The sequence below is a fragment of the Streptomyces sp. UC4497 genome, from assembly GCF_054871485.1.
Window position 1 is genome coordinate 1 of record NZ_JBTYHB010000030.1, and the last position, 20,147, is coordinate 20,147.

15 protein-coding genes and 1 pseudogene are annotated in these 20,147 nt (G+C 70.9%); 8 read left to right on the plus strand and 8 right to left on the minus strand.

Features of this window, described 5'->3' with window-relative positions:
* Positions 1 to 163: 163 nt before the first annotated feature.
* The gene (locus ACYSUO_RS31270) at positions 164 to 1,042 is read right to left on the minus strand and encodes a D-alanyl-D-alanine carboxypeptidase family protein (protein WP_461779578.1); all 879 of its coding nucleotides are present in this window, start codon (positions 1,040 to 1,042) and stop codon (positions 164 to 166) included.
* A gap of 153 nt (positions 1,043 to 1,195) precedes the next feature.
* On the opposite strand from ACYSUO_RS31270, the gene ACYSUO_RS31275 reads away from it, so the two are divergent.
* Together ACYSUO_RS31275 and ACYSUO_RS31280 are read left to right on the plus strand one after the other, a co-directional pair.
* Positions 1,196 to 1,855 carry a GntR family transcriptional regulator gene (locus tag ACYSUO_RS31275; protein ID WP_461779579.1) on the plus strand — a complete coding sequence of 220 codons (660 nt, stop codon included), beginning with the start codon at positions 1,196 to 1,198 and terminating at the stop codon, positions 1,853 to 1,855.
* Complete coding sequence (locus ACYSUO_RS31280; RefSeq protein ID WP_461779580.1) at positions 1,852 to 3,165, plus strand: MFS transporter; 1,314 nt, start codon at positions 1,852 to 1,854, stop codon at positions 3,163 to 3,165. The genes ACYSUO_RS31275 and ACYSUO_RS31280 overlap by 4 nt, the downstream gene beginning before the upstream one ends.
* 862 nt (positions 3,166 to 4,027) lie before the next feature.
* Here ACYSUO_RS31280 and ACYSUO_RS31285 read toward each other — a convergent pair.
* Positions 4,028 to 4,852 (minus strand): maleylpyruvate isomerase family mycothiol-dependent enzyme, encoded by an 825-nt coding sequence (locus tag ACYSUO_RS31285; RefSeq protein ID WP_461779581.1) that lies wholly within the window; start codon positions 4,850 to 4,852, stop codon positions 4,028 to 4,030.
* 179 nt (positions 4,853 to 5,031) lie between these two features.
* Here ACYSUO_RS31285 and ACYSUO_RS31290 point away from each other — a divergent pair, with 179 nt between their 5' ends.
* Positions 5,032 to 5,844 (plus strand): carbon-nitrogen family hydrolase, encoded by an 813-nt coding sequence (locus tag ACYSUO_RS31290; RefSeq protein ID WP_461779582.1) that lies wholly within the window; start codon positions 5,032 to 5,034, stop codon positions 5,842 to 5,844.
* Positions 5,845 to 5,875: 31 nt separating this feature from the next.
* Here the strand turns inward: ACYSUO_RS31290 and ACYSUO_RS31295 are convergent, their stop codons facing one another.
* Complete coding sequence (locus ACYSUO_RS31295; protein ID WP_461779583.1) at positions 5,876 to 6,376, minus strand: LURP-one-related/scramblase family protein; 501 nt, start codon at positions 6,374 to 6,376, stop codon at positions 5,876 to 5,878.
* Between the two features lie 247 nt (positions 6,377 to 6,623).
* Between ACYSUO_RS31295 and ACYSUO_RS31300 the strand changes: the two genes are divergently transcribed.
* Entirely contained in the window at positions 6,624 to 8,141 is a 1,518-nt protein-coding gene (locus ACYSUO_RS31300; protein WP_461779584.1) for an FG-GAP repeat domain-containing protein, read from the plus strand.
* A gap of 65 nt (positions 8,142 to 8,206) precedes the next feature.
* Here ACYSUO_RS31300 and ACYSUO_RS31305 read toward each other — a convergent pair whose 3' ends face one another.
* Entirely contained in the window at positions 8,207 to 9,067 is an 861-nt protein-coding gene (locus ACYSUO_RS31305) for a YhjD/YihY/BrkB family envelope integrity protein (RefSeq protein WP_461779585.1), read from the minus strand.
* A 90-nt stretch (positions 9,068 to 9,157) separates the two neighbouring features.
* On the opposite strand from ACYSUO_RS31305, the gene ACYSUO_RS31310 reads away from it, so the two are divergent.
* Positions 9,158 to 10,999, plus strand: coding sequence for an NHL domain-containing thioredoxin family protein (locus tag ACYSUO_RS31310; RefSeq protein WP_461779586.1), 1,842 nt, complete (start codon positions 9,158 to 9,160; stop codon positions 10,997 to 10,999).
* A gap of 4 nt (positions 11,000 to 11,003) precedes the next feature.
* Here the strand turns inward: ACYSUO_RS31310 and ACYSUO_RS31315 are convergent, their stop codons facing one another.
* From ACYSUO_RS31315 to ACYSUO_RS31325, 3 genes are all read right to left on the minus strand, one after another.
* Positions 11,004 to 11,228, minus strand: a complete 225-nt coding sequence (locus ACYSUO_RS31315) for a DUF6458 family protein (RefSeq protein ID WP_461779587.1) — start codon at positions 11,226 to 11,228, stop codon at positions 11,004 to 11,006.
* Between the two features lie 96 nt (positions 11,229 to 11,324).
* Positions 11,325 to 12,623 (minus strand): M18 family aminopeptidase, encoded by a 1,299-nt coding sequence (locus ACYSUO_RS31320; RefSeq protein ID WP_461779588.1) that lies wholly within the window; start codon positions 12,621 to 12,623, stop codon positions 11,325 to 11,327.
* Positions 12,624 to 12,907: 284 nt separating this feature from the next.
* The gene (locus ACYSUO_RS31325; protein ID WP_461779589.1) at positions 12,908 to 14,746 is read right to left on the minus strand and encodes an acyl-CoA dehydrogenase; all 1,839 of its coding nucleotides are present in this window, start codon (positions 14,744 to 14,746) and stop codon (positions 12,908 to 12,910) included.
* Positions 14,747 to 14,941: 195 nt separating this feature from the next.
* Here ACYSUO_RS31325 and ACYSUO_RS31330 point away from each other — a divergent pair, with 195 nt between their 5' ends.
* The 3 genes from ACYSUO_RS31330 to ACYSUO_RS31340 all read left to right on the plus strand — a co-directional run bounded on the left by ACYSUO_RS31330 (position 14,942) and on the right by ACYSUO_RS31340 (position 17,785).
* Positions 14,942 to 15,400: an SseB family protein gene (locus ACYSUO_RS31330; RefSeq protein WP_461779590.1), complete on the plus strand. Its 459-nt coding sequence runs from the start codon at positions 14,942 to 14,944 to the stop codon at positions 15,398 to 15,400.
* A gap of 155 nt (positions 15,401 to 15,555) precedes the next feature.
* Positions 15,556 to 16,521 carry a pirin family protein gene (locus tag ACYSUO_RS31335; protein WP_461779591.1) on the plus strand — a complete coding sequence of 322 codons (966 nt, stop codon included), beginning with the start codon at positions 15,556 to 15,558 and terminating at the stop codon, positions 16,519 to 16,521.
* A gap of 94 nt (positions 16,522 to 16,615) precedes the next feature.
* The gene (locus ACYSUO_RS31340) at positions 16,616 to 17,785 is read left to right on the plus strand and encodes an AI-2E family transporter (RefSeq protein WP_461779592.1); all 1,170 of its coding nucleotides are present in this window, start codon (positions 16,616 to 16,618) and stop codon (positions 17,783 to 17,785) included.
* On the opposite strand, the pseudogene ACYSUO_RS31345 reads toward ACYSUO_RS31340, so the two are convergent.
* Positions 17,758 to 19,875 (minus strand): annotated as a pseudogene (locus ACYSUO_RS31345) (ATP-binding SpoIIE family protein phosphatase); the annotation flags it as partial. The gene ACYSUO_RS31340 and the pseudogene ACYSUO_RS31345 sit on opposite strands and share 28 nt — an antisense overlap.
* Between the last annotated feature and the right edge of the window lie 272 nt (positions 19,876 to 20,147).

Genomic DNA, 20,147 nt, shown 5'->3' on the forward strand with positions numbered 1-20,147 from the left:
GGGGCGGGCGGCCCCCCCCCCCCCCCCGCCGCCCCCCCCCCCCCCCCCCCCCCCCGCCCCCCCCCCCCCCCCCGCCGCCCCCCCCCCCCCCCCCCCCCCCCCCCCCCCCCCCCCCCCCCCCCCCCCCCCCCCACCCCAGCCCCGTCTCAGGGCAGGATGACGGCTACTTCTTGAACCCGTAGTCCATCAGCTTCTTGGCGTCGGACGTCCGCGCACTCACGGACGTCGACTTCAGCACCGTCCCGATCACCGTCTTCCCGCTCCGCGTCGCCGCGAAGACGAGGCAGTAGCCGGCCTCCGGGCCGGATCCCGTCTTGACGCCGATGGTGCCGGAGTACGTACCGAGCAGGCTGTTCGTGTTGGACCACGACATGTTGCGGTAGCCGCCGGACTTTGTCGTGACCTTCTGCTTCGTCGACTTCGTCTTCACGACGGAGCGGAACGTCGAGTTCTTCATCGCCGAGGACGCGATCTTCGTGATGTCGCGCGGCGTCGAGTAGTTGGCGCCCTTGCCGATGCCGTCGAACGAGTCGAAGTGGGTGTTCTTCAGGCCCATGTCGGTGGCGGACTTGTTCATCTTGCCGATGAAGGACTTCACGCGCGCCGCACGGGTCGAGCCCGAGCCGAACTTGTCCGCGAGGGCGTACGCCGCGTCGCAGCCGGAGGGCAGCATCAGCCCGTACAGCAGCTGGCGGACGGTGACCTTGTCGCCGACGATCAGGCGGGCCGACGACGCGGTGTTCTTGACGATGTAGTCGCTGTACGCCTTCTGGATCGTGACCTTGGAATCCAGGTTCAGATTCTTCTGGGCCAGCACCACCTTGGCGGTCATGATCTTGGTGGTGGAGCCGGTGGACCTACGAGTGTCCGCGGCCTTCGTGTACAGGCTCGAACCCGTTCCGTTGTTCATCACATAGCCACCGGCCGCGGCGACCGAAGGCTTCGCCGGAGCCGTGGCGGCCTGTGCGGTGGTGGTCAGCGCGCCGCTGGTGATCACGGATCCCGCGACGAGAACAGCTATGCCCGCAATGCGAGTTTTCAAGTCGAGTGCTCCAAATGTGCCTGGAATCGGGCCCCTTGGGGTTGGGGCCGCGTTGTGTGAGACACGTGAGGAGGCCCGGTGGTTGCGTGGGGCGGGTGGTCCGCATCATGGACGCCGGTCGGCTTGCGTACGTGTTGTATCTATGATGTGCGCATGTCCGCAGCAGCTGTCACAGAGAAGCGACCACCCGCCGCCGAGCGCGTCTACGACCACGTGAAGCGAGGCGTCCTGGAGCGCCGCTACGAGGGTGGGACGCTGCTCACCGAGGGCGAGCTCGCCGAGGCCGTGGGGGTCTCCCGCACGCCCGTGCGGGAGGCGCTGCTCAAGCTGGAGGTCGAGGGGCTGCTCAAGCTCTACCCGAAGAAGGGCGCCCTGGTCCTGCCGGTCTCCGCGCAGGAGATCGCGGACGTCGTGGAGACCCGGCTGCTCGTCGAGGAGCACGCGGTGCGCAAGGCCGTGCCGGCGCAGCCGCAGCTCATCGCGCGCCTGGAGGAGCTCCTGGAGGAGCAGCGGACGCAGGCCGCCGCCGGACAGTTCACGGAGGCCGCCACCACCGACCGCTGCTTCCACGCGGAGATCGTCCGCAGCGGGGGCAACGAGATCCTCTCCCGCCTCTACGACCAGCTGCGCGACCGGCAGCTGAGGATGGGCGTCGCCGTGATGCGCTCGCACCCCGACCGCATCGCGAAGACGCTCTCCGAGCACAGCGAGATCCTCGACGCCCTGCGGGCCGCGGACGAGGAGGCCGCCGTCGCCGTCGTGCGCCGGCACGTGAGTTGGGTGCGGGGCCTGGCGCGGGGTGACGAGCGATGAGTTCAGCCACCTCCCCCTCGGTCTCGCTGCCCGGGGATCCGCCCGGCGGGCGGCGGGCCGTCGCCGTCTGGTCGATCGGCGTCGCCGTCTACTTCGTCGCCGTCATCTTCCGTACGTCGCTGGGTGTCGCGGGCCTCGACGCCGTCGAACGCTTCCACATCAACGCCTCGGCCCTGTCCACCTTCTCCATCCTCCAGCTGCTCGTGTACGCGGGCATGCAGATACCCGTCGGCCTGATGGTCGACCGGCTCGGCACGAAGAAGGTCCTGACCCTCGGCGTCATCCTGTTCACGGTCGGACAGCTCGGCTTCGCGTTCTCCTCCTCGTACTCGATGGCGCTCGTGTCGCGCGCGCTGCTCGGCTGCGGTGACGCCATGACCTTCATCAGCGTGCTGCGGCTCGGCACGCGGTGGTTCCCGGCGCGGCGCGGGCCGCTGGTCGCGCAGCTGGCCGGGCTCGTCGGCATGGCGGGCAATCTGGTCTCTACGTTGGTGATCGCGCGGCTGCTGCACGGCATCGGGTGGACGGCGGCGTTCGCGGGCAGCGCGCTCGCGGGTGTCGTGGTGCTCGTGCTGATGCTGCTGTTCCTCAAGGACCACCCCGAGGGGTACGAGCCCGCTCCGCCGGCCGGTACGCACAAGGGGGCCGCGTATCTGCGCGGGCAGATCGCGGCGACGTGGCGGGAGCCGGGGACGCGGCTCGGGCTCTGGGTGCACTTCTCGACGCAGTTCCCGGCGATGGTGTTCCTGTTGCTGTGGGGGCTGCCGTTCCTGGTGGAGGCGCAGGGGCTCTCGCGGGGGACGGCCGGGGAGCTGCTGACCCTGGTCGTGCTCTCCAACATGGTGATCGGCCTGGTGTACGGGCAGATCGTGGCGCGGCACCATGCGGCGCGGTTGCCGCTCGCGCTGGGGACCGTGGGGGTGACCGCGGTGCTGTGGGCGATGCCGATGGTGTGGCCGGGGCGGGCGCCGATGGCGTTGCTCGTGGTGATGTGTGTGGTGCTGGGGGCGTGTGGGCCGGCGTCGATGATCGGGTTCGACTTCGCGCGTCCTGCGAATCCGCCGGAGCGGCAGGGGACGGCGTCCGGGATCGTCAACATGGGCGGGTTCATCGCCTCGATGACGACGTTGCTGGCGGTGGGGGTGCTGCTCGATGCGACCGGCGACAACTACCGGGTGGCGTTCTCCGCGGTGTTCGTCCTTGAGGCGCTCGGCGTGAGCCAGATCCTCCGGTTGCGGGGGCGGGCGGCCCGCGCCGAGCGGGAGCGGTTGGTGGCGTCGCGGGTGGCGTCGGTCCACGTACCGGTGTGACGGGGCGGGGGCCCTGACGTGGGTGCCGCCTGCGCCGCGGCCCTGGCCGGGCCGGGGTGGCCGCCTTTTATGACGTGCGGCCTGCGCCGTGGCTGCCCGGGGTGGGCGCCCTCGTGACGCGCGGCCCGCACCGTCTCCCTGGCCGGGGTGGACGCCTTCGTTAGGTGCGGCCTGCACGGTGGCCCTGGCTGCGCCGGGGTCGGCCCCTTCGTGACGTGCGGCCCGCACCGGGCGCCGCCTTGCCCACCCTGCCGCCCCAGGCGGCAGATTGCCCAAGTCGGTGCGGGGCCGACCGGCCGGGGTGGGGAGCCGTCGGCGGCGTCGGATCGCCCAAGGCGGTGGCGGCCGACTGTCCGGGGTGGGGAGCCGTGGTTGGTGGCGGATTGCCCAAGGCGGTGGCGGCCGAGCGTCCGGGGTGGGCGATTGCTCGAGGTGGGTGGTGTCGGCCGTTTCGGGTGGGGAGCCGTGGTCGGCGTCGGATCGTCCAAGACGGCTGGCGGTACCCCGTCGGGCCGACGCCCCCGGAGGGGGCGGGTGGGTGGGAGATGGGCGGGGGCCGGGCGATGGCGACATTCGAACCGTGCGGCGGGTGGGCATTTTCAGCCCCCGCGGCGGGTGGGCCAATCAAGCCCCGCTCTGGGACGAGACTCGCGGGGTCCGGGGCGGAGCCCCGATCTTTGAGCCCCGCTCGGGCGCGAGAACCCGCGGGGCCCGGGGCGGAGCGCCGATCTCTTTCAGCCTCGCCGGCGATTGAGGCGCGAGGTCCGGGGCAGAGCACCGCTCTCTCAGCCCCGCCGGCGTTTGAGGCGCGGGGTCCGGGGTGGAGCCCCGTGGCGTAGGGGCGCGGGGGCCGGCCCGTGCGTCAGGGCGTGACCCTGAGGGCCGCCAGAATCGCGGACGCGAGATCCGCGTCGCCGTCCGTCTTCACCCGATCCGCCACCGCGTCCACCGCGACCCGCCCACACGACAGCCGTACGTACGTCTCCCAGTCCAGAGCGATCGTCACCGCCGGCCCGAGCGACGGAGAACCGTCGATCGTGCCCCTGCCCTCGGCGTCCACGCGCACCGTGCGCAGGAACTCCACGGGCCCGTGCACATCGAACACGACGGCCGAGTCCGCCGGCGCCCCCGCGTCCTTCGTGACGATCTTCGGGAGCATAGACAGCAGCAGGTCACGCGTGACGTACGCGCCCGGGGAGTCGAGGTTGCCGGGCTTGCCGAGGGCCCAGCGCAGGTCCTGCTCGTGCGCCCAGATGTCGAACGCCCGCCTGCGCATGGCGAATTCGAGGGTCTCCTCGATGCCGCGCGGCCCGCGCACGATGGTCGAGGGTTCGCGGGACTCGTTCCGCAGGTGCCGGTTGCGGCGGATGATCGTGTACTCGAGCTCGGAGACCATTTCGGGTGCCGTGTGGTGCCGGCGGATGTCGACCTGGATCTCCTGATACCGCTGCGACTCGGTCTGCACGTGGTAGAGGTCGCGGGGCAGCGTATGGATGGGCCGCGGGTCTCCGAGCATCTCGCAGTCGCTGCCGATCACGTGCGAGACGACGTCGCGCACCGACCAGCCGGGACACGGTGTGGCCCGGTTCCACTCACCCTCCGCGAGCGGTGTGACCAGCTCGGATATCGCTTCCACGGAGTGGGTCCAGGCGTCGGCGTAGGTCTGAAGACTGGGGTGGAGACTCACGGAAGGGGACCCCTCGAGCGGTGGTACACGGGCGTTTAGACAGTCGTCGGGCACGGGCGTGGGTGTCTTGAGAGGCTAAGTTACGCTGCCCGTAGGCACCCCGGCAGTGCTTTGGTGTGACGAACGTAGGGCTGTTGTTGACGTAGAGCCGACGGCTCGAATGCCAGGACGGTGGTAGTGTGCGCGCCTCGCTCATCCAGATCGCGGTAAATGACGACAAGGCGACCGAATCGGTCAACGCCCGTCGTGAGCGCGTGAGTTCACTGGTCCGAGCGGAGGCGGGGGCCGCCGACCTCGTCGTACTCCCCGAGTTGTGGACCACCGGGGCCTTCGCCTACGAGCTGTTCTCCGAGGAGGCCGAGCCCCTGGAGGGGCCGACCTTCGAAGCGATGGCCAAGGCCGCGCGCGACGCGGAGGTGTGGCTGCACGCGGGCTCGATCCCGGAGAGGGACCCCGAGGGCCCCCTCTACAACACCTCGCTCGTCTTCTCCCCCGACGGCGAACTCGCCGCCGCCTACCGGAAGATCCACCGGTTCGGCTTCGACAAGGGCGAGGCCGTGCTGATGGGAGCCGGCGAGGAACTCGTGACGGTGCGGCTGCCGGAGACCGTGGCGGGCGTGACCACCTGCTACGACCTGCGCTTCCCCGAGCTGTACCGCGGCCTGGTCGACCGCGGCGCCGAGACGCTCATCGTGTCCGCGGGCTGGCCCGAGCGCCGCCGCTCGCACTGGACGCTGCTCGCGCAGGCCCGCGCCGTGGAGAACCAGGCGTTCGTACTGGCCTGTGCGAGTGCCGGTACGCACGCGGGGGTTCCGCAGGCGGGGCACAGCATCGTGGTCGACCCGTGGGGCGCGGTGCTCGCGGAGGCGGGGGCCGGGGAAGAGGTGCTGCGGGTGGAGTTCGACCCGGCGAAGGTCGGCGTCACGCGCGAGCAGTTCCCGGCCCTGAAGGACCGCCAACTGGGGCTCGCGGCGCCGACCCGCCGCTCCTGAGTCCGGCCGTCGGTGTACGGCGGCCGGGGAATCAGTCCACCACCCCCCGCTCCTTCTCCGCCAGATGGATCACGCACACCGCCACCGCGATCAGCAGCGCCGGATCCGCGTCCTCACGGACCACGTTGACGCCGTAGGTGTCCCGCACCCGCAGCCAGCGCCGCGAGATCTCGGCGAGGAGCTCACCCTCGTACTCGACGGCGAACTCCCGGTCCAGGATCTTTCCGCTGACGTCGAGTTCCGTGTCGCCGTCCGCGAGCTGGACGCGGTAGTGGTTGCGCAGCAGGGAGAGCCGCTTGCGCTTGATTCTGGCCAGCTCCTCGTCGCCGCGCCCGATGACCATCGTGTCGCGCAGCGCGAACACCTTCTTGTGGATGTCGATGAGGACCTGGCCGTCGGGGCCCTTGATCTCGAACGTGTCCCGCAGGCGCATCGCCTTGCCGTCGACGAGGAAGGCCTTGCGGCCCTGCTCGTCCTCGATCCAGTAGTCCTCGCCGATCCCGAAGATCCGCTCTCTCACTTCGTAGCGCATACGTCGAACAGTGCCCGAAAGTCGCGCGGAGGACCCCCGCCGCGACGTCCTTCGGGACCGGATGGGGGAACTCGTCCGGAAAGCGCGGGGAAAGTGCGGGGAAAGCGCGGGGACCCATGGGGGAACCCGGAATTCCGGTTGACGCCCAACGGGTCCTCGTGACAAGGCAGTTACATGGTGCGTGCAACCGTTCGAGTAATTAACGGGTCGTATGAGGTGGACGTGACCTTACGACCGAAGGAACCACATGTTGCGCGCACGACCCCACAGTGTCCGCAGGATCCGCATCGGCATGGCGACCGCGGCCCTCGTCGCGGGCGGCCTGACCGCCGTGTCGTTGACCCCGGCGATGGCGGACACCGCGACCGGAAAGGCGGCGACCGGTAAAGCGGCAGCGGCCGAAGACTTCAACGGCGACGGGTACGCCGACCTCGTCACCGCCGCGACCGGGGGCACCATCTCCGGGCAGGCGGGGGCCGGCTACGTCGCGGTGACGTACGGCTCGGCGAACGGGCTCGACGCCGCGAACAAGAAGCTGATCTCCCGCTCCACCACCGGGATACCGGGCTCCGCCGCGGCCAAGGAGGCGTTCGGCCAGTACCTCACCAAGGGTGACCTGGACGGTGACGGCTACAGCGACCTCGTCATCGGCTCCAAGAGCAAGGACGCCGGCAGCGTCATCGTCTGGGGCTCGGCCTCGGGCCTGACCGGCGGCACGAAGATCGCCACGTACGGAAGGTCGCCGCAGATCGGCGACTTCGACGGCGACGGCAAGGCCGACCTGGCCCTGCTCGCCGACATGGGCAGCTACGGCGACGACCCCGAGACCCAGGGCGCCGCCCTCTGGAAGGGACCGGTCTCCAAGGCCGGCGCCCCGGCCCAGAAGCTCAACTTCATGGACAAGTCCGAGTGGTGGGGCTACGGCAAGGACGACGCGACCTGCGTCGACGACCCGTCCGGCTGCGTGGACGGGCCGAACTCGACCACGGGCCCCGTGTTCTTCAACGCGGTCGGCGACCTCAACGGCGACGGCCGCGACGACCTGGCCCTGCGCTCGTACAACGGCGACGGCATGTGGAACAACACCGTCCTGTACGGCAGCGGTTCGGGCTTCAAGCGCGGTTGGGCACCGGAGACCCAGGGGGAACTGGCCTCCGGTGACGTCAACGGCGACGGGATCGACGACCTGGTCGTCGGGTCCGACCCCGAGGAGTCCGACATCGGCGAGACGAACCAGAAGGTGACCGTCGCGTTCGGCTCGAAGGACGGCCTCACGGGCAACGCCACGCAGGCCTTCGACCAGTCCCTGCCCGGCTTCTACGGCGCCCAGGAGGACGGCGACAAGCTCGGCTCCTGCGTCTCCGTGGCCGACGTCGACGGCGACGGCAAGGCCGAGGTCGCCCTCGGCATCGCGGGCGAGGACTTCAGTGGCCTGTCGAACGCCGGCGCCGTCGCGCTGCTGCACGGCTCCGCGGACGGCGTGACCGGCGAGGGATCCCAGGTGTTCAACCAGAACACGGCGGACGTGCCCGGCGTCGCCGAGTCGGACGACGCGTTCGGCTCGGGCTGCCAGCTGCTCGACACCAACGGCGACGGCAAGCGCGACCTCGCGGTCTCCGCGACCGGCGAGAACGCGTCGGCCGGCGCGACCTGGTCCTTCCCGGGCACGGCCACCGGCATCACCGCCACCGGCTCGACCGCCATCAACCCGAAGGACCTCGGCGCCCCGGACGCCAAGGCCCTCTTCGGCAACCCGCTGCGCTGACCACGCACGCACGGACGGGCCGCACCCTCGTGGGGGTGCGGCCCTACGCCGTTTCGACGCGCGTTTCATACACCCGCTTCAGGCGTCCGCAACAGCCGCGCCACCGGCCGCTCCCGCGCGACGACATGACCCACCGCGATCCCCGCGCACACCACCGTGAACAGCACGATCAGCCACGACAACAGCGTGAACACGAGCCCGAACGGGCCGAACTGGGCGAGCGAACGGTTCAGCAGCCGCGGCATGTACAGGTGCGAGGCCCACGACAGCGTGACCACGCCGACCCCGGTGAGCACGGCTCCCGGCAGCAGCGGCAACCACGCCACCCGGCTCCCCAGCAGCAGATGCTGCGTCCACCACCACAGCAGCACACTCGTCACGTACGACAGCGGAATCCCCAGCCACGCGCCCGCCCCGAACCCGTCGCGCAGCACGCCCTGCGCGAGGATCGCGGTCAGCCACACCCCCAGCCACGCCGCCCACCGCCAGGCCACGAGCCGCAGCCCGGCAGGCGGCACCTGCCACGACCGCTCGCACACCCGCTGCAACGCCCGGCTGCAAGCCGTCGCGGACAACAACGTGACGAGCACCCCGACGGCGCCCGAAGTATCCCGCGTCGTCGAGTCGTTCACCCCGTACACCTGCCGGACCTCGGCGAGCGAACCGTCGCTGAGCCCGATGGCCGTGCGCGACGAATCGAGCAGCTGCTCCCGCACGGCCGCCGGCGCGAACGCGGCGATGACGAACAGCACCGGGATCGCCGTGAGAAACGCCTGCGCGGCAAGCCTGGTCGACGAGTCGAGCAACCGCACGGAAACGATCTGCCGCGCCGTCCGCGTCACAAAGGGAACCCGCTCCCGCACGGACTCGACCTGCCCGCTGGCCCACTGGACGGTACGACTGACACGCCCGCTGCTGTCGCTCATAGCTGCCCAGCGTCCTTCACACCCCTGCCCGACGCCCGCTTGCCACACCGGGCGCGGGCCACGACAGGACACGCGTGGCACGCTTGAACCATGAACGACTCCGCGCCCGCCCGCACCACCCGCCGAGCCCGTGTCCGCGCCCCCGAGCTGGTCGGAAAGGGCGGCTGGCTGAACACGGGAGGCAGCGAGTACACCCTCGCCGACCTGCGCGGTCGCATCGTGATCCTGGATTTCTGGACCTTTTGTTGCATCAATTGCCTGCACGTCCTCGACGAGCTGCGTGAGCTGGAGGAGAAGCACCGGGACACCGTCGTGATCATCGGGGTGCACTCGCCGAAGTTCGTGCACGAGGCCGAGCACGCGGCCGTCGTCGACGCCGTCGAGCGGTACGGGGTCGAGCACCCGGTCCTCGACGACCCGGAGCTGGCCACCTGGAAGCAGTACGCCGTGCGCGCCTGGCCCACGCTTGTCGTGATCGACCCCGAGGGGTACGTCGTTGCGCAGCACGCCGGTGAGGGGCACGCGCACGCGATCGGGGCGCTGGTCGAGGAGTTGGAGGCGGAGCACGCGGCGAAGGGCACGTTGCGACGCGGCGAGGGGCCGTACGTGGCGCCGGAGCCGGTCGCGACCGATCTGCGCTTCCCCGGCAAGGCGATCGTGCTTCCCTCCGGGAACTTCCTGGTCAGCGATACGACGCGGCATCAGCTGGTGGAGCTGGAGGGCGACGGGGAGACCGTCGTGCGGCGGATCGGCAGAGGGGAGCGCGGCTTCGGAGCCGACTCCTTCAACGAGCCGCAGGGGCTCGCGTTGCTCGACGAGAACACCGTCGTCGTCGCCGACACCGTGAACCACGCGCTGCGCGCCCTGGACCTCGGGACCGGCGCCGTCACGACCCTCGCCGGCACCGGCAAGCAGTGGTGGCAGGGCTCCCCGACCAGCGGCCCGGCCCTCGACGTCGACCTCTCCTCTCCCTGGGACGTCGCCGTTTTCGGGGGCAAGGTGTGGATCGCCATGGCGGGCGTGCACCAGCTGTGGACGTACGACCCGGAGACGCGGACCGTCGCCGTCGCGGCGGGGACGACGAACGAGGGTCTTGTGGACGGTCCCGGTGACGAGGCCTGGTTCGCCCAGCCCTCCGGCCTCGCCGTCTCCCCGGACGGGACGCGGCTGTGGGTCGCCGACTCCGAGACCAGCGCGCTGCGGTACGTGGACGGGGACGGTGCCGTGCACACAGCCGTCGGCACCGGGCTCTTCGACTTCGGGCACCGCGACGGCGCCGCCGAACAGGCGCTGCTCCAGCACCCGCTGGGCGTCACCGCGCTGCCCGACGGCTCGGTCGCGGTCTCGGACACGTACAACCACGCCCTGCGGCGCTACGACCCGGCGACGGGGCAAGTCACCACACTGGCCACGGACTTGAGGGAGCCGAGTGGCGCGCTCGTCGTCGACGGGGACGTGGTCGTCGTCGAGTCGGCGCGGCACCGGCTGACCCGGCTGCGCCTGCCCGAGGAGGCCGTACGCGTCGAGTCCGTCGCGCACCGTACGCAGCGCGCGGCGACCGAAGTGGCGGGCGGGACACTTCAGTTGGACGTCGTCTTCCAGGCGCCGGCCGGGCAGAAGCTCGACACCCGGTACGGTCCCTCGACCCGGCTGCTCGTCTCGTCGACGCCGCCCGAGCTGCTGGCGGCGGGCGACGGCGCGGGCACGGATCTGGCCCGCGAACTGACGCTGAACCCCGCCGTCACCGAGGGCGTGCTGCACGTATCGGCGATGGCGGCGTCCTGTGACGACGACCCCACCAACGAGTACCCCGCCTGCCACGTCCACCAGCAGGACTGGGGTGTGCCGGTCGTGGTGGTGGACGACGGCGGGGCGGAGCGGATGCCGCTGGTGCTGGCGGGCATGGACGACCAGGACGGTCGGGGCGCCTAGGGCTCTAGATGTGGCGGTCCCGGTCCTCCTCGATCACGGTCGTGTGGGCGGCCGGTGGGACCAGGCCCCGGCGTTTGCCGATGCTGCGGAACACGAAGACCCCGATCAGGCCGACGATCATCAGGATCCATCCGACCAGGTCGAGGTTGACGCTCTCCATGTGCCAGTCGGTCGCGAACGCGAGGATCGCGCCGACGGCGATCAGGATGATGGAACCCCCAAGGCTCATCAGGTCCGCCTCCCTGTGGTGTGCTCGGAACTGCGTGAGGGGCCCGGGTACCCCCGAACCCCTCTTACTCACACCGCAGTTGGCGGGCGGACCCGCTCAGCCCTCCAGGAACGCCGTCAGCGCGTTCGCCAGCAGGTACGGGTCGTCGGCGCCGCACAGTTCGCGCACGCTGTGCATGGAGAGGATCGCCGCGCCGATGTCGACGGTCTTGATGCCGTGCCGGGCCGCGGTGATCGGGCCGATCGTGGTGCCGCACGGCATCGCGTTGTTGGACACGAACGACTGGAACGGCACGCCGGCCTTGTCGCACGCCGCCGCGAACACGGACCGGCCCGAACCGTCCGTCGCGTAGCGGTTGTTGACGTTGACCTTGAGGATCGGGCCGCCGTTGGCGCGCGGGTGGTGCGTGGGGTCGTGGCGCTCGCCGTAGTTGGGGTGCACGGCGTGGCCGGTGTCGGAGGAGAGGCAGATCGTGCCGGCGAAGGCGCGCGCCCTGTCCTCGTACGAGCCTCCGCGCGCGAACACCGAACGCTCGAGGACTGTGCCGAGCAGCGGGCCGTCGGCGCCGGTGTCGGACTGCGAGCCGTTCTCCTCGTGGTCGAACGCGGCGAGCACGGGGATGTAGGGGAGGTCCTCCTGCTTGCTGACCTCGGCGAGCGCGGCGGTGCAGGCGTGTACGGACAGGAGGTTGTCCATGCGGGGGCCCGCGAGGAGTTCCTTGTCGCGGCCCAGGTAGGAGGGTGCCTCGATCGCGTACGTCATGAGGTCCCAGCCGGTGATGTCGCCGCGGCCGAGCCCGTTCTCGTCCTCCAGGAAGGCCATCAGGTCGCCCTCGTGGACGTCGCCGCCGAGGCCCCAGATGGGCTGCATGTGGCGCTGCTTGTCGAGCTTCAGGCCGTCCGTCGTGACGGATCGGTCGAGGTGCACGGCGAGCTGCGGGACGCGCAGCAGGGCGCGGTCGACGTTCACGAGGCGCTCGCTGCCGTCGCGCAGGGAGACGCGGCCCGCGAGGCCGAGGTCGCGGTCGAGCCAGGAGTTGAGCAGCGGTCCGCCGTAGATCTCGACGGCGACCTGGCGCCAGCCGTTGCTCGCCATGTCGGGCTGCGGCTTCACGCGCAGGTTCGGGGAGTCGGTGTGCGCGCCGACGATGCGGAACGGGGTGTGGGCGCCGGCGCCCTCCGGGACGTACCAGGCGATCACGGCGCCGCCGCGGGTGACGAACTTGCCTCCGCTGGTGCCGTCCCAGGCGTCGGTCTCGGCGACCTGCGTGAAGCCGGCCTTCTCCAGGCGTGCGGCCACGTTGGCCACGGCGTGGTACGGCGTGGGGCTCGCCGCGAGGAAGGACATCAGGTCGTCGGTGTGCCCGCGATCGAAGGGGCGGCTGGGTGTGCGCATGCGGCCAAGGGTAGCCAGTCCCTCCGGGTGGGGCGCGGCCCTGTGGGCCTGCCTCCGGCGGCCCCCGCGGCTGCCCTTGCCGGGCGGGGTGTGTTCGGCGTCCTGCGGTGCCGCTGTGGTCCGGTTTGCGCAGTTCCCCGCGCCCCTTCAGGGGCGCGGGGAACTGCGCGCGTAACCTCCGGTGGGCGCGCCTGCCGGAGGCGCCACGCTCTGTGGCAAAGGGCAAGGCCCGTCGTCCGCGTAAGGGACGACGGGCCTTGGCCACACTCGGGTTCAGCGGAGCGTCAGAACGCCGACTCGTCCAGGTCCATGATGTCCACGCCCGACTCGCTCGTCGTCTGGGCGAGCTTGCGCGCACCCGTCACACCCGGCAGGACGTTCGCCGCGAAGAACTTCGCCGCGGCGATCTTGCCCTGGTAGAACGGCACGTCCTTGGCCGAGGCACCCTCCGCGAGCTTCTCCGCCGCGACGGCCGCACCCTTGAGGAGCAGGTAGCCGACCACCACGTCGCCGGAGGCCATCAGCAGGCGGGTCGTGTTGAGCCCCACCTTGTAGATGGACTTCACGTCCTGCTCCGTGGCGACCAGGTCGTTGATCATGAGGCCGACGATGGCCTCCAGCTCGCCCGCCGCCTTCGCGAGCGTCTCGCGGGCCGCGGTCAGCTCCTCGCCGCCCGTCTCCACCGCGAGGAACTTCTTGATCTCCTCGGAGAGCGCGTTCAGCGCGGCACCCTGGTTGCGGACGATCTTCCGGAAGAAGAAGTCCTGGCCCTGGATCGCGGTCGTGCCCTCGTAGAGCGTGTCGATCTTCGAGTCACGGATGTACTGCTCGATCGGGTACTCCTGCAGGAAGCCGGAGCCGCCGAACGTCTGCAGCGACTGGGCCAGCTGCTCGTAGCCCTTCTCGGAGCCGTAGCCCTTCACGATCGGCAGGAGCAGGTCGTTGAGCGCGTGCTCGGCGGCCGCGTCCTCGCCCGCGGCCTCCTTGACCTGGATCGCGTCCTGCACGGAGGCCGTGTAGAGGACCAGCGTGCGCATGCCCTCCGCGTACGCCTTCTGCGTCATCAGGGCGCGGCGCACGTCCGGGTGGTGCGTGATGGTGACCTTCGGCGCGGTCTTGTCCGTGCTGCGGGCCAGGTCGGAGCCCTGGACGCGCTCCTTGGCGTACTCGAGGGCGTTGAGGTAACCCGTCGACAGCGTGGAGATCGCCTTCGTGCCGACCATCATGCGGGCGAACTCGATGATGCGGAACATCTGGCGGATGCCGTCGTGCTTGTCGCCGATCAGCCAGCCCTTGGCGGGGTGCTGGTCGCCGAACGTCATCTCGCACGTGTTGGAGGCCTTGAGGCCCATCTTGTGCTCGACGTTCGTGGCGTAGACGCCGTTGCGCTCGCCCAGCTCGCCGGTCTCCCAGTCGAACTCGAACTTGGGCACGAGGAACAGCGACAGGCCCTTGGTGCCCGGGCCGTGGCCCTCGGGGCGGGCGAGGACGTAGTGGAGGATGTTCTCCGACATGTCGTGCTCACCGGACGTGATGAAGCGCTTCACGCCCTCGATGTGCCAGGAGCCGTCCGCCTGCTCGACGGCCTTCGCGCGACCGGCGCCGACGTCCGAACCGGCGTCCGGCTCGGTCAGCACCATCGTCGAGCCCCACTGCTTCTCGACGGCGATCTCGGCGACCTTCTTCTGCGCCTCGTTGCCCTCCTCGAAGAGGATGCCGGCGAACGCGGGACCGGACGAGTACATCCAGACCGCCGGGTTGGCACCGAGGATCAGCTCCGCGTGGGCCCAGATGAGCGAGCGCGGGGCGGTGGTGCCGCCGATCTCCTCGGGCAGGCCGAGACGCCAGTACTCGGCGTCCATGAAGGCCTTGTAGGACTTCTTGAAGGAGGCGGGGACCGGCGCCGTGTTGGTCTCCGGGTCGAAGACCGGCGGGTTGCGGTCGGCGTCCGCGAAGGACTCCGCAAGGTCGTTCTCGGAGAGGCGGGTGACCTCTTCGAGGATGCTCTTGGCGGTGTCGACGTCCATCTCCGCGAACGGTCCGGTGCCGTACAGCTTGTCGCGGTCGAGTACCTCGAAGAGGTTGAACTCGATGTCGCGGAGATTCGACTTGTAATGCCCCATGGCGACGGCTCCGTAAAGATCGGGGAGGCGGGTCGTCCGGGTCGCCCGGACCGTCCTCGTACGCATACCAACTAGTAACCAACACAATGCTACCCGTGGGTAATAAGAATCAACCCCCAGTGGGCATCTGTGACGAACAAGGCGCCTCGGCGCTCTCGTCCCGCCGCCCCCTCGGGCGTCGGTAGTCTTTCCCTCATGTACGGCTACGACCAGAGCCCGGGCGCCGGGCAGCAGCAGTACGCGCCGCCGCAGGGCGGGTACGGGCAGCAGGCTCCGCCGCTGTACCCGGAGCCGTCGCCTCCCTCGCTCGCGGACGCGGTCCGCGCGTTCACCACGGGCTCGATGTCCGCCGAGGACTTCCAGCAGATCTTCGCCTCGTCGAAGGTCTACTGCCCGCGCGGCGACAACCCGGGCTTCCTCGCGCTGCACAACACGCAGCAGCCGGTGATCCCGATGTTCAGCACGCTCAAGGAGCTGCGCAGGTACGCGGGCAAGGAGTCCAAGTACTTCGTCATCACCGGCGCCGAGGTGATCGACCTGCTGCCCACCGGGTACGGCTTCGTCCTCGACATGGAGGGCGAGCACCGGATGGTCTTCGACGCGAAGGCGGTCGAGGAGATGGTCGACTTCGCGATGCGCCGCATGTACGGCTAACCGCCGCCCCCAGCCACTTCCTACGGGCCCGGACGCTCACGCGTCCGGGTCCTTTGCGTGTCCGGGCGCGGCCCCCAGCGCGGCCGGGAATACCGCACGACTTGCAGGATGTTCACCGTTCAACTAAATTGATGGCAGACCCCGAGGAGGCCGCCATGCCCGCTGTGACCGTCGAGAACCCGCTGACCCTGCCCCGTGTGGCCGCGCCGGCGGATGCCGTGGCGCGCCCCGTGCTCGCTGTGACGACCGCGCCCAGCGGTTTCGAGGGGGAGGGATTCCCGGTGCGCCGCGCGTTCGCCGGGATCAACTACAAGCACCTCGACCCGTTCATCATGATGGACCAGATGGGTGAGGTGGAGTACGAGGCCGGTGAGCCCAAGGGCACGCCCTGGCACCCGCACCGCGGCTTCGAGACCGTCACGTACATCATCGACGGCACCTTCATCCACCAGGACTCGCACGGTGGTGGCGGCACCATCACCAACGGCGACACCCAGTGGATGACGGCGGGCAGCGGCCTCCTGCACATCGAGACGCCGCCCGAGTCGCTCGTCATGTCCGGCGGTCTGTTCCACGGCCTCCAGCTGTGGGTCAACCTGCCCGCCAAGGACAAGATGCAGAACCCGCGCTACCAGGACATCCGCGGTGGCCAGGTCAAGCTGCTCACCACCGAGGACGGCGGCGCGCTGCTCCGCGTCATCGCCGGTGAGCTCGACGGCAACGAGGGCCCCGGCATCACGCACACCCCGATCACGATGGTGCACGCCACCGTCCGCCCGGGCGCCGAGGCGACGCTGCCGTGGCGCGAGGACTACAACGGGCTCGTGTACGTGCTCGCGGGCCGCGGCTCCGTCGGCGCCGACCGGCGTCCCGTGCACACGGGGCAGACCGCCGTGTTCGGTGCGGGCTCGTCCCTGACCGTGCGCGCCGACGAGTCGCAGGACGCGAACACCCCCGACCTCGAAGTGGTCATCCTGGGCGGGCAGCCGATCCGTGAGCCCATGGCGCACTACGGCCCGTTCGTGATGAACAACAAGGCCGAACTGCAGCAGGCCTTCGACGACTTCCAGGCCGGACGCCTGGGCGTCATCCCCAGCAAGGAGCGTCTGCCGCACACGTAAGGCGCCGCGTAAGGCATCGCGTGATGTGACGCCCCGTCACTCGGCCGGACCCGGCCGGGAGGCGGGGCGTTCGCGTGCATGATCGTCTGACGGAGTGCAGACCGGTAACCCGCTCCTCCCCGACCCCGCCCGCCGCCTCGCCGCCTGGTGCGCCGTCGTGCTGCTCGTCACCGCGGTCGCGGGCGTCGGGATCGCGCTGGTCATCATCTTCCAGTCGGCCGTCACGCCCGTGCTGCTCGCGCTGCTCGGCACCGCGCTGCTCGGCCCGGTCTTCGAGTGGCTCACCAAGCTGAAGCTGCCGCGCGCGCTGGCCGCCATCCTCACCTGCGTGGCGCTCGTCGCCGTGGTCGGTGGCGCCGGCTACATCGTGGTCACCGCGCTGATCGACACCGGGGAGCAGATCGTCGACTCGGTGCGGCAGGCCGGGGACTGGCTCAGGGACCACGTCGGCATCACCGGCGCCGATGACCTCGGCGATGTGGCCGACAACGCCAAGGACCAGGTCGGCAAATGGGGTTCCAACCTGGCGGGCGGGGTGATCGCCGGGCTCTCCGCGCTGGGCTCGCTGCTCGCCACCAGCGTGCTCGCGCTGCTGCTCACCTTCTTCTTCCTGAAGGACTCCAACCGGGCCTCGGGGCTCGCGCGCGCGATCGCCCCGCACCACGGCGAGGTCCTGGAGGCCATGGGGCGGCGGGCCTTCGAGGCGATCTCGGGGTTCATGCGCGGCACCACGTTCATCGCGCTCATCGACGGCATCTGCATCACCGTCGGACTGCTGATCCTTCAGGTGCCGGGTGCGGTGGGCCTGGGCGCGCTGGTCTTCGTCGGCGCGTACATCCCCTACCTCGGGGCGACGCTGTCCGGGGCCGTCGCCGTGCTCGTCGCGCTCGCCGACCGGGGGCTGATCATCGCCCTGTGGACGCTCGGGGTGATCCTCGCCGTGCAGCAGCTGGAGGGGCACATCCTGCAGCCGATGATCCAGTCGCGGACGGTCCAGATGCACCCGGCGATGGTGATGCTGGCGATCACGGCGGGCGCGGCGGTCGCGGGGATTCTCGGGATGCTGCTCGCGGTGCCGGTGGTGGCTGCCGCGTTCGGTGTCCTCGGGGAGCTGAGGAGGCGTTACGCGCCCGACGACATGGGCGAAGGACCGCCTTCTGTTTCACGTGAAACGGGTGACGGGCCCTCCGGGTCGACCGCATCCACCGAGGCCTCAGGGCCCTCCGGGGCTGCCGGGTCCGCCGGAGCTTCCGAGGGTTCGTAGAGCTCGAACCAGATGCTCTTGCCCTCGCCCCGAGGGTCCACGCCCCAGCGGTCGGCCAGCAGCTCCATGAGCACCAGACCCCGCCCCGATGACGCCAGCTCACCGGGGCGGCGCTTGTGCGGCAGGTCGTCGGAGGCGTCCGCGACCTCCACGCGCAGCCGGCGCGGTTCGGCGCCGTGCCGGGTCATCTCGGCGACCAGGAGCGCGTCGCCGTCGGTGTGCACCAGGACGTTGGTGACCATCTCGGAGACGAGCAGCACCGCCGAGTCCATCTGATCCGTGTCGGCCCAGTCGTGCAGCAGCTCCCGTAGCTGCTGACGGGCGGCCGCGATCCGCTCGGGCTCGGCCTGGGCGATGGTCATCGCGGTGCGCCGGGCCACGGTGGCACCGGCCGACTGGGTGGTGCGGCGCAGCAGCAACAGCGCGATGTCGTCCTCGCGGCGGTCCGCGAGCGGCCCCGTGGTGTGGTGCGAGGAGGGGCCGTGCACGGCCTGCACCAGGGCGTCGGCCAGCTCTTCCAGGCGTTCGTCGGGGCCGGCCTCCAGGGCCGCGCGGATCCGCGACCAGCCGGTGTCCAGGTCGTGCCCGCCCGTCTCGATCAGGCCGTCCGTGCAGATGAGCAGCGTCTCGGCGGGTTCGAGGACGAGACGGGTCGTCGGATAGTCCGCGTCGGGGTCGACGCCGAGCGGCAGGCCGCCCGCGGTGGGGCGGACGAGGACGGTGCCGTCGGCCATCCGGATCGCGGGGTCCGGGTGCCCGGCGCGGGCGATCTCCAGGACGCCGGTGGCGGGATCGGCCTGGACGTACAGGCAGGTCGCGAAGCGCGGGTCGGCCCCGGGTTCGTCGGTGTCGCCGATGCCGTGCAGGAAGCGGGAGGCGCGGGAGAGCACGGCGTCGGGCCGGTGCCCTTCGGAGGCGTACGCGCGCAGGGCGACCCGGAGCTGCCCCATCAGGCCCGCGGCGCGCACGTCGTGGCCCTGTACGTCGCCGATGACCAGGGCGATGCCGCCGCCCGGCAGCGGGATCATGTCGTACCAGTCGCCGCCGACCTGGAGGCCGCCGCCGGTCGGCACATAGCGGGCGGCGACGCTCATCCCCGGGATCTCCGGGCCGAGCGTCGGCAGCATCGACTTCTGCAGGCCGTCGGTCAGCTCCCGCTCCGACTCGGCGACCCCGGCCCTGGACAGGGCCTGCGCCAGCATCCGCGCGACCGTGGTGAGGACCGAGCGCTCGTCGGGCGTGAACGACACCGGGTAGGCGAAGCCCGCCATCCACGCGCCGATCGTGTGACCGGCGACGATCAGCGGCAGGAACGCCCACGACTTGCGCTCGAAGCGGGCGGCCAGCGGCCAGGCGGCCGGGTAGCGGGCGCGGTACTCCTCGGGCGAGGATAGATAGACCGCGCGCCCGGTGCGGACGACCTCGGCGCCCGGATAGTCCGTGCCCAGCTCCATGTCGGTGAACGGGGACTCGTCGCCGTCCTCCTGGCCGTGGTGCCCGATGACGGTGAGCCGGTCGCCCGCGACGCCGAACACCGCGAGGCCGTCCGGCGAGAACCCCGGCATGGAGAGCCCCGCGGCGACCCGCAGCACCTCCTCCGTGGACCCGGCCTCCGCGAGCGCCCGCCCCGCGTCCAGCAGGAAGGCCTCGCGCGAGCGCCGCCAGTCGCCGGTGACCGGGGAGCGGGAGGCGGCCCCGGGCGGCGGCTCGGACACTTCCTGGAGCGTGCCGATCAGCTCGTACGAGTCCGGGGAGTCGCCGTGCACGATCGGCTTGGAGCGGCTGCGTACGGTGCGCAGCACATGACCCTGGTCGTCCATGACGCGCAGCCGGGCCTCGGCGAGGGTGCCCTCGGCGACGGCGAGCTGAACGATCCCGTCTATCTCGTTCCAGTCGACCGGGTGGAAACGGGCGCGGGCCGCGGACTCCGTCAAGGTGACGGGCTCGCCGGGGGTGGCGGTGGGCAGGCCGATGAGCCGGGCGGCCTCGGCGTCGAAGGTGACGAGCCCGGCCCGGTTGTCCCATCGCCACAGCCCGGTGGCCAGAGCGGCGAGGACGTCCTCCACGGGAGGGAGGTCACCGGTGCGCATTGCCCCACTGTAGGAAGAGGTGATCGATTACGGCCACCAGAGGCTTCGCCGGGGCGGGTGGGGTGGGTGCGGGAGCGGTGCGGCCGCGACGGGGTGGGGGCCGACCGAAGGCGCTGCCCGCGCCGGGGTGCCGCCTTGCCCACCCTGCCGCCCTTGGCGGCAGATTGCCCAAGGCGGCCGGCGGCGGCGGATTGCGCAAGGCGGGGGCCGGTAGGCTTGGGGGGATCCCGGTTGTCTCCCGGGGAACCCCAAGCGCAAAGGCTGGATGAACG

Excerpts from the sequence above, each read along its gene's own strand:
- ACYSUO_RS31275 (WP_461779579.1), top strand. The coding sequence starts at position 1,196 with ATGTCCGCAGCAGCTGTCACAGAGAAGCGACCACCCGCCGCCGAGCGC.
- ACYSUO_RS31280 (WP_461779580.1), top strand. The coding sequence starts at position 1,852 with ATGAGTTCAGCCACCTCCCCCTCGGTCTCGCTGCCCGGGGATCCGCCC.
- ACYSUO_RS31295 (WP_461779583.1), bottom strand. The coding sequence starts at position 6,376 with ATGCGCTACGAAGTGAGAGAGCGGATCTTCGGGATCGGCGAGGACTAC.
- ACYSUO_RS31300 (WP_461779584.1), top strand. The coding sequence starts at position 6,624 with ATGTTGCGCGCACGACCCCACAGTGTCCGCAGGATCCGCATCGGCATG.
- ACYSUO_RS31305 (WP_461779585.1), bottom strand. The coding sequence starts at position 9,067 with ATGAGCGACAGCAGCGGGCGTGTCAGTCGTACCGTCCAGTGGGCCAGC.
- ACYSUO_RS31310 (WP_461779586.1), top strand. The coding sequence starts at position 9,158 with ATGAACGACTCCGCGCCCGCCCGCACCACCCGCCGAGCCCGTGTCCGC.
- ACYSUO_RS31315 (WP_461779587.1), bottom strand. The coding sequence starts at position 11,228 with ATGAGCCTTGGGGGTTCCATCATCCTGATCGCCGTCGGCGCGATCCTC.
- ACYSUO_RS31320 (WP_461779588.1), bottom strand. The coding sequence starts at position 12,623 with ATGCGCACACCCAGCCGCCCCTTCGATCGCGGGCACACCGACGACCTG.
- ACYSUO_RS31325 (WP_461779589.1), bottom strand. The coding sequence starts at position 14,746 with ATGGGGCATTACAAGTCGAATCTCCGCGACATCGAGTTCAACCTCTTC.
- ACYSUO_RS31330 (WP_461779590.1), top strand. The coding sequence starts at position 14,942 with ATGTACGGCTACGACCAGAGCCCGGGCGCCGGGCAGCAGCAGTACGCG.
- ACYSUO_RS31335 (WP_461779591.1), top strand. The coding sequence starts at position 15,556 with ATGCCCGCTGTGACCGTCGAGAACCCGCTGACCCTGCCCCGTGTGGCC.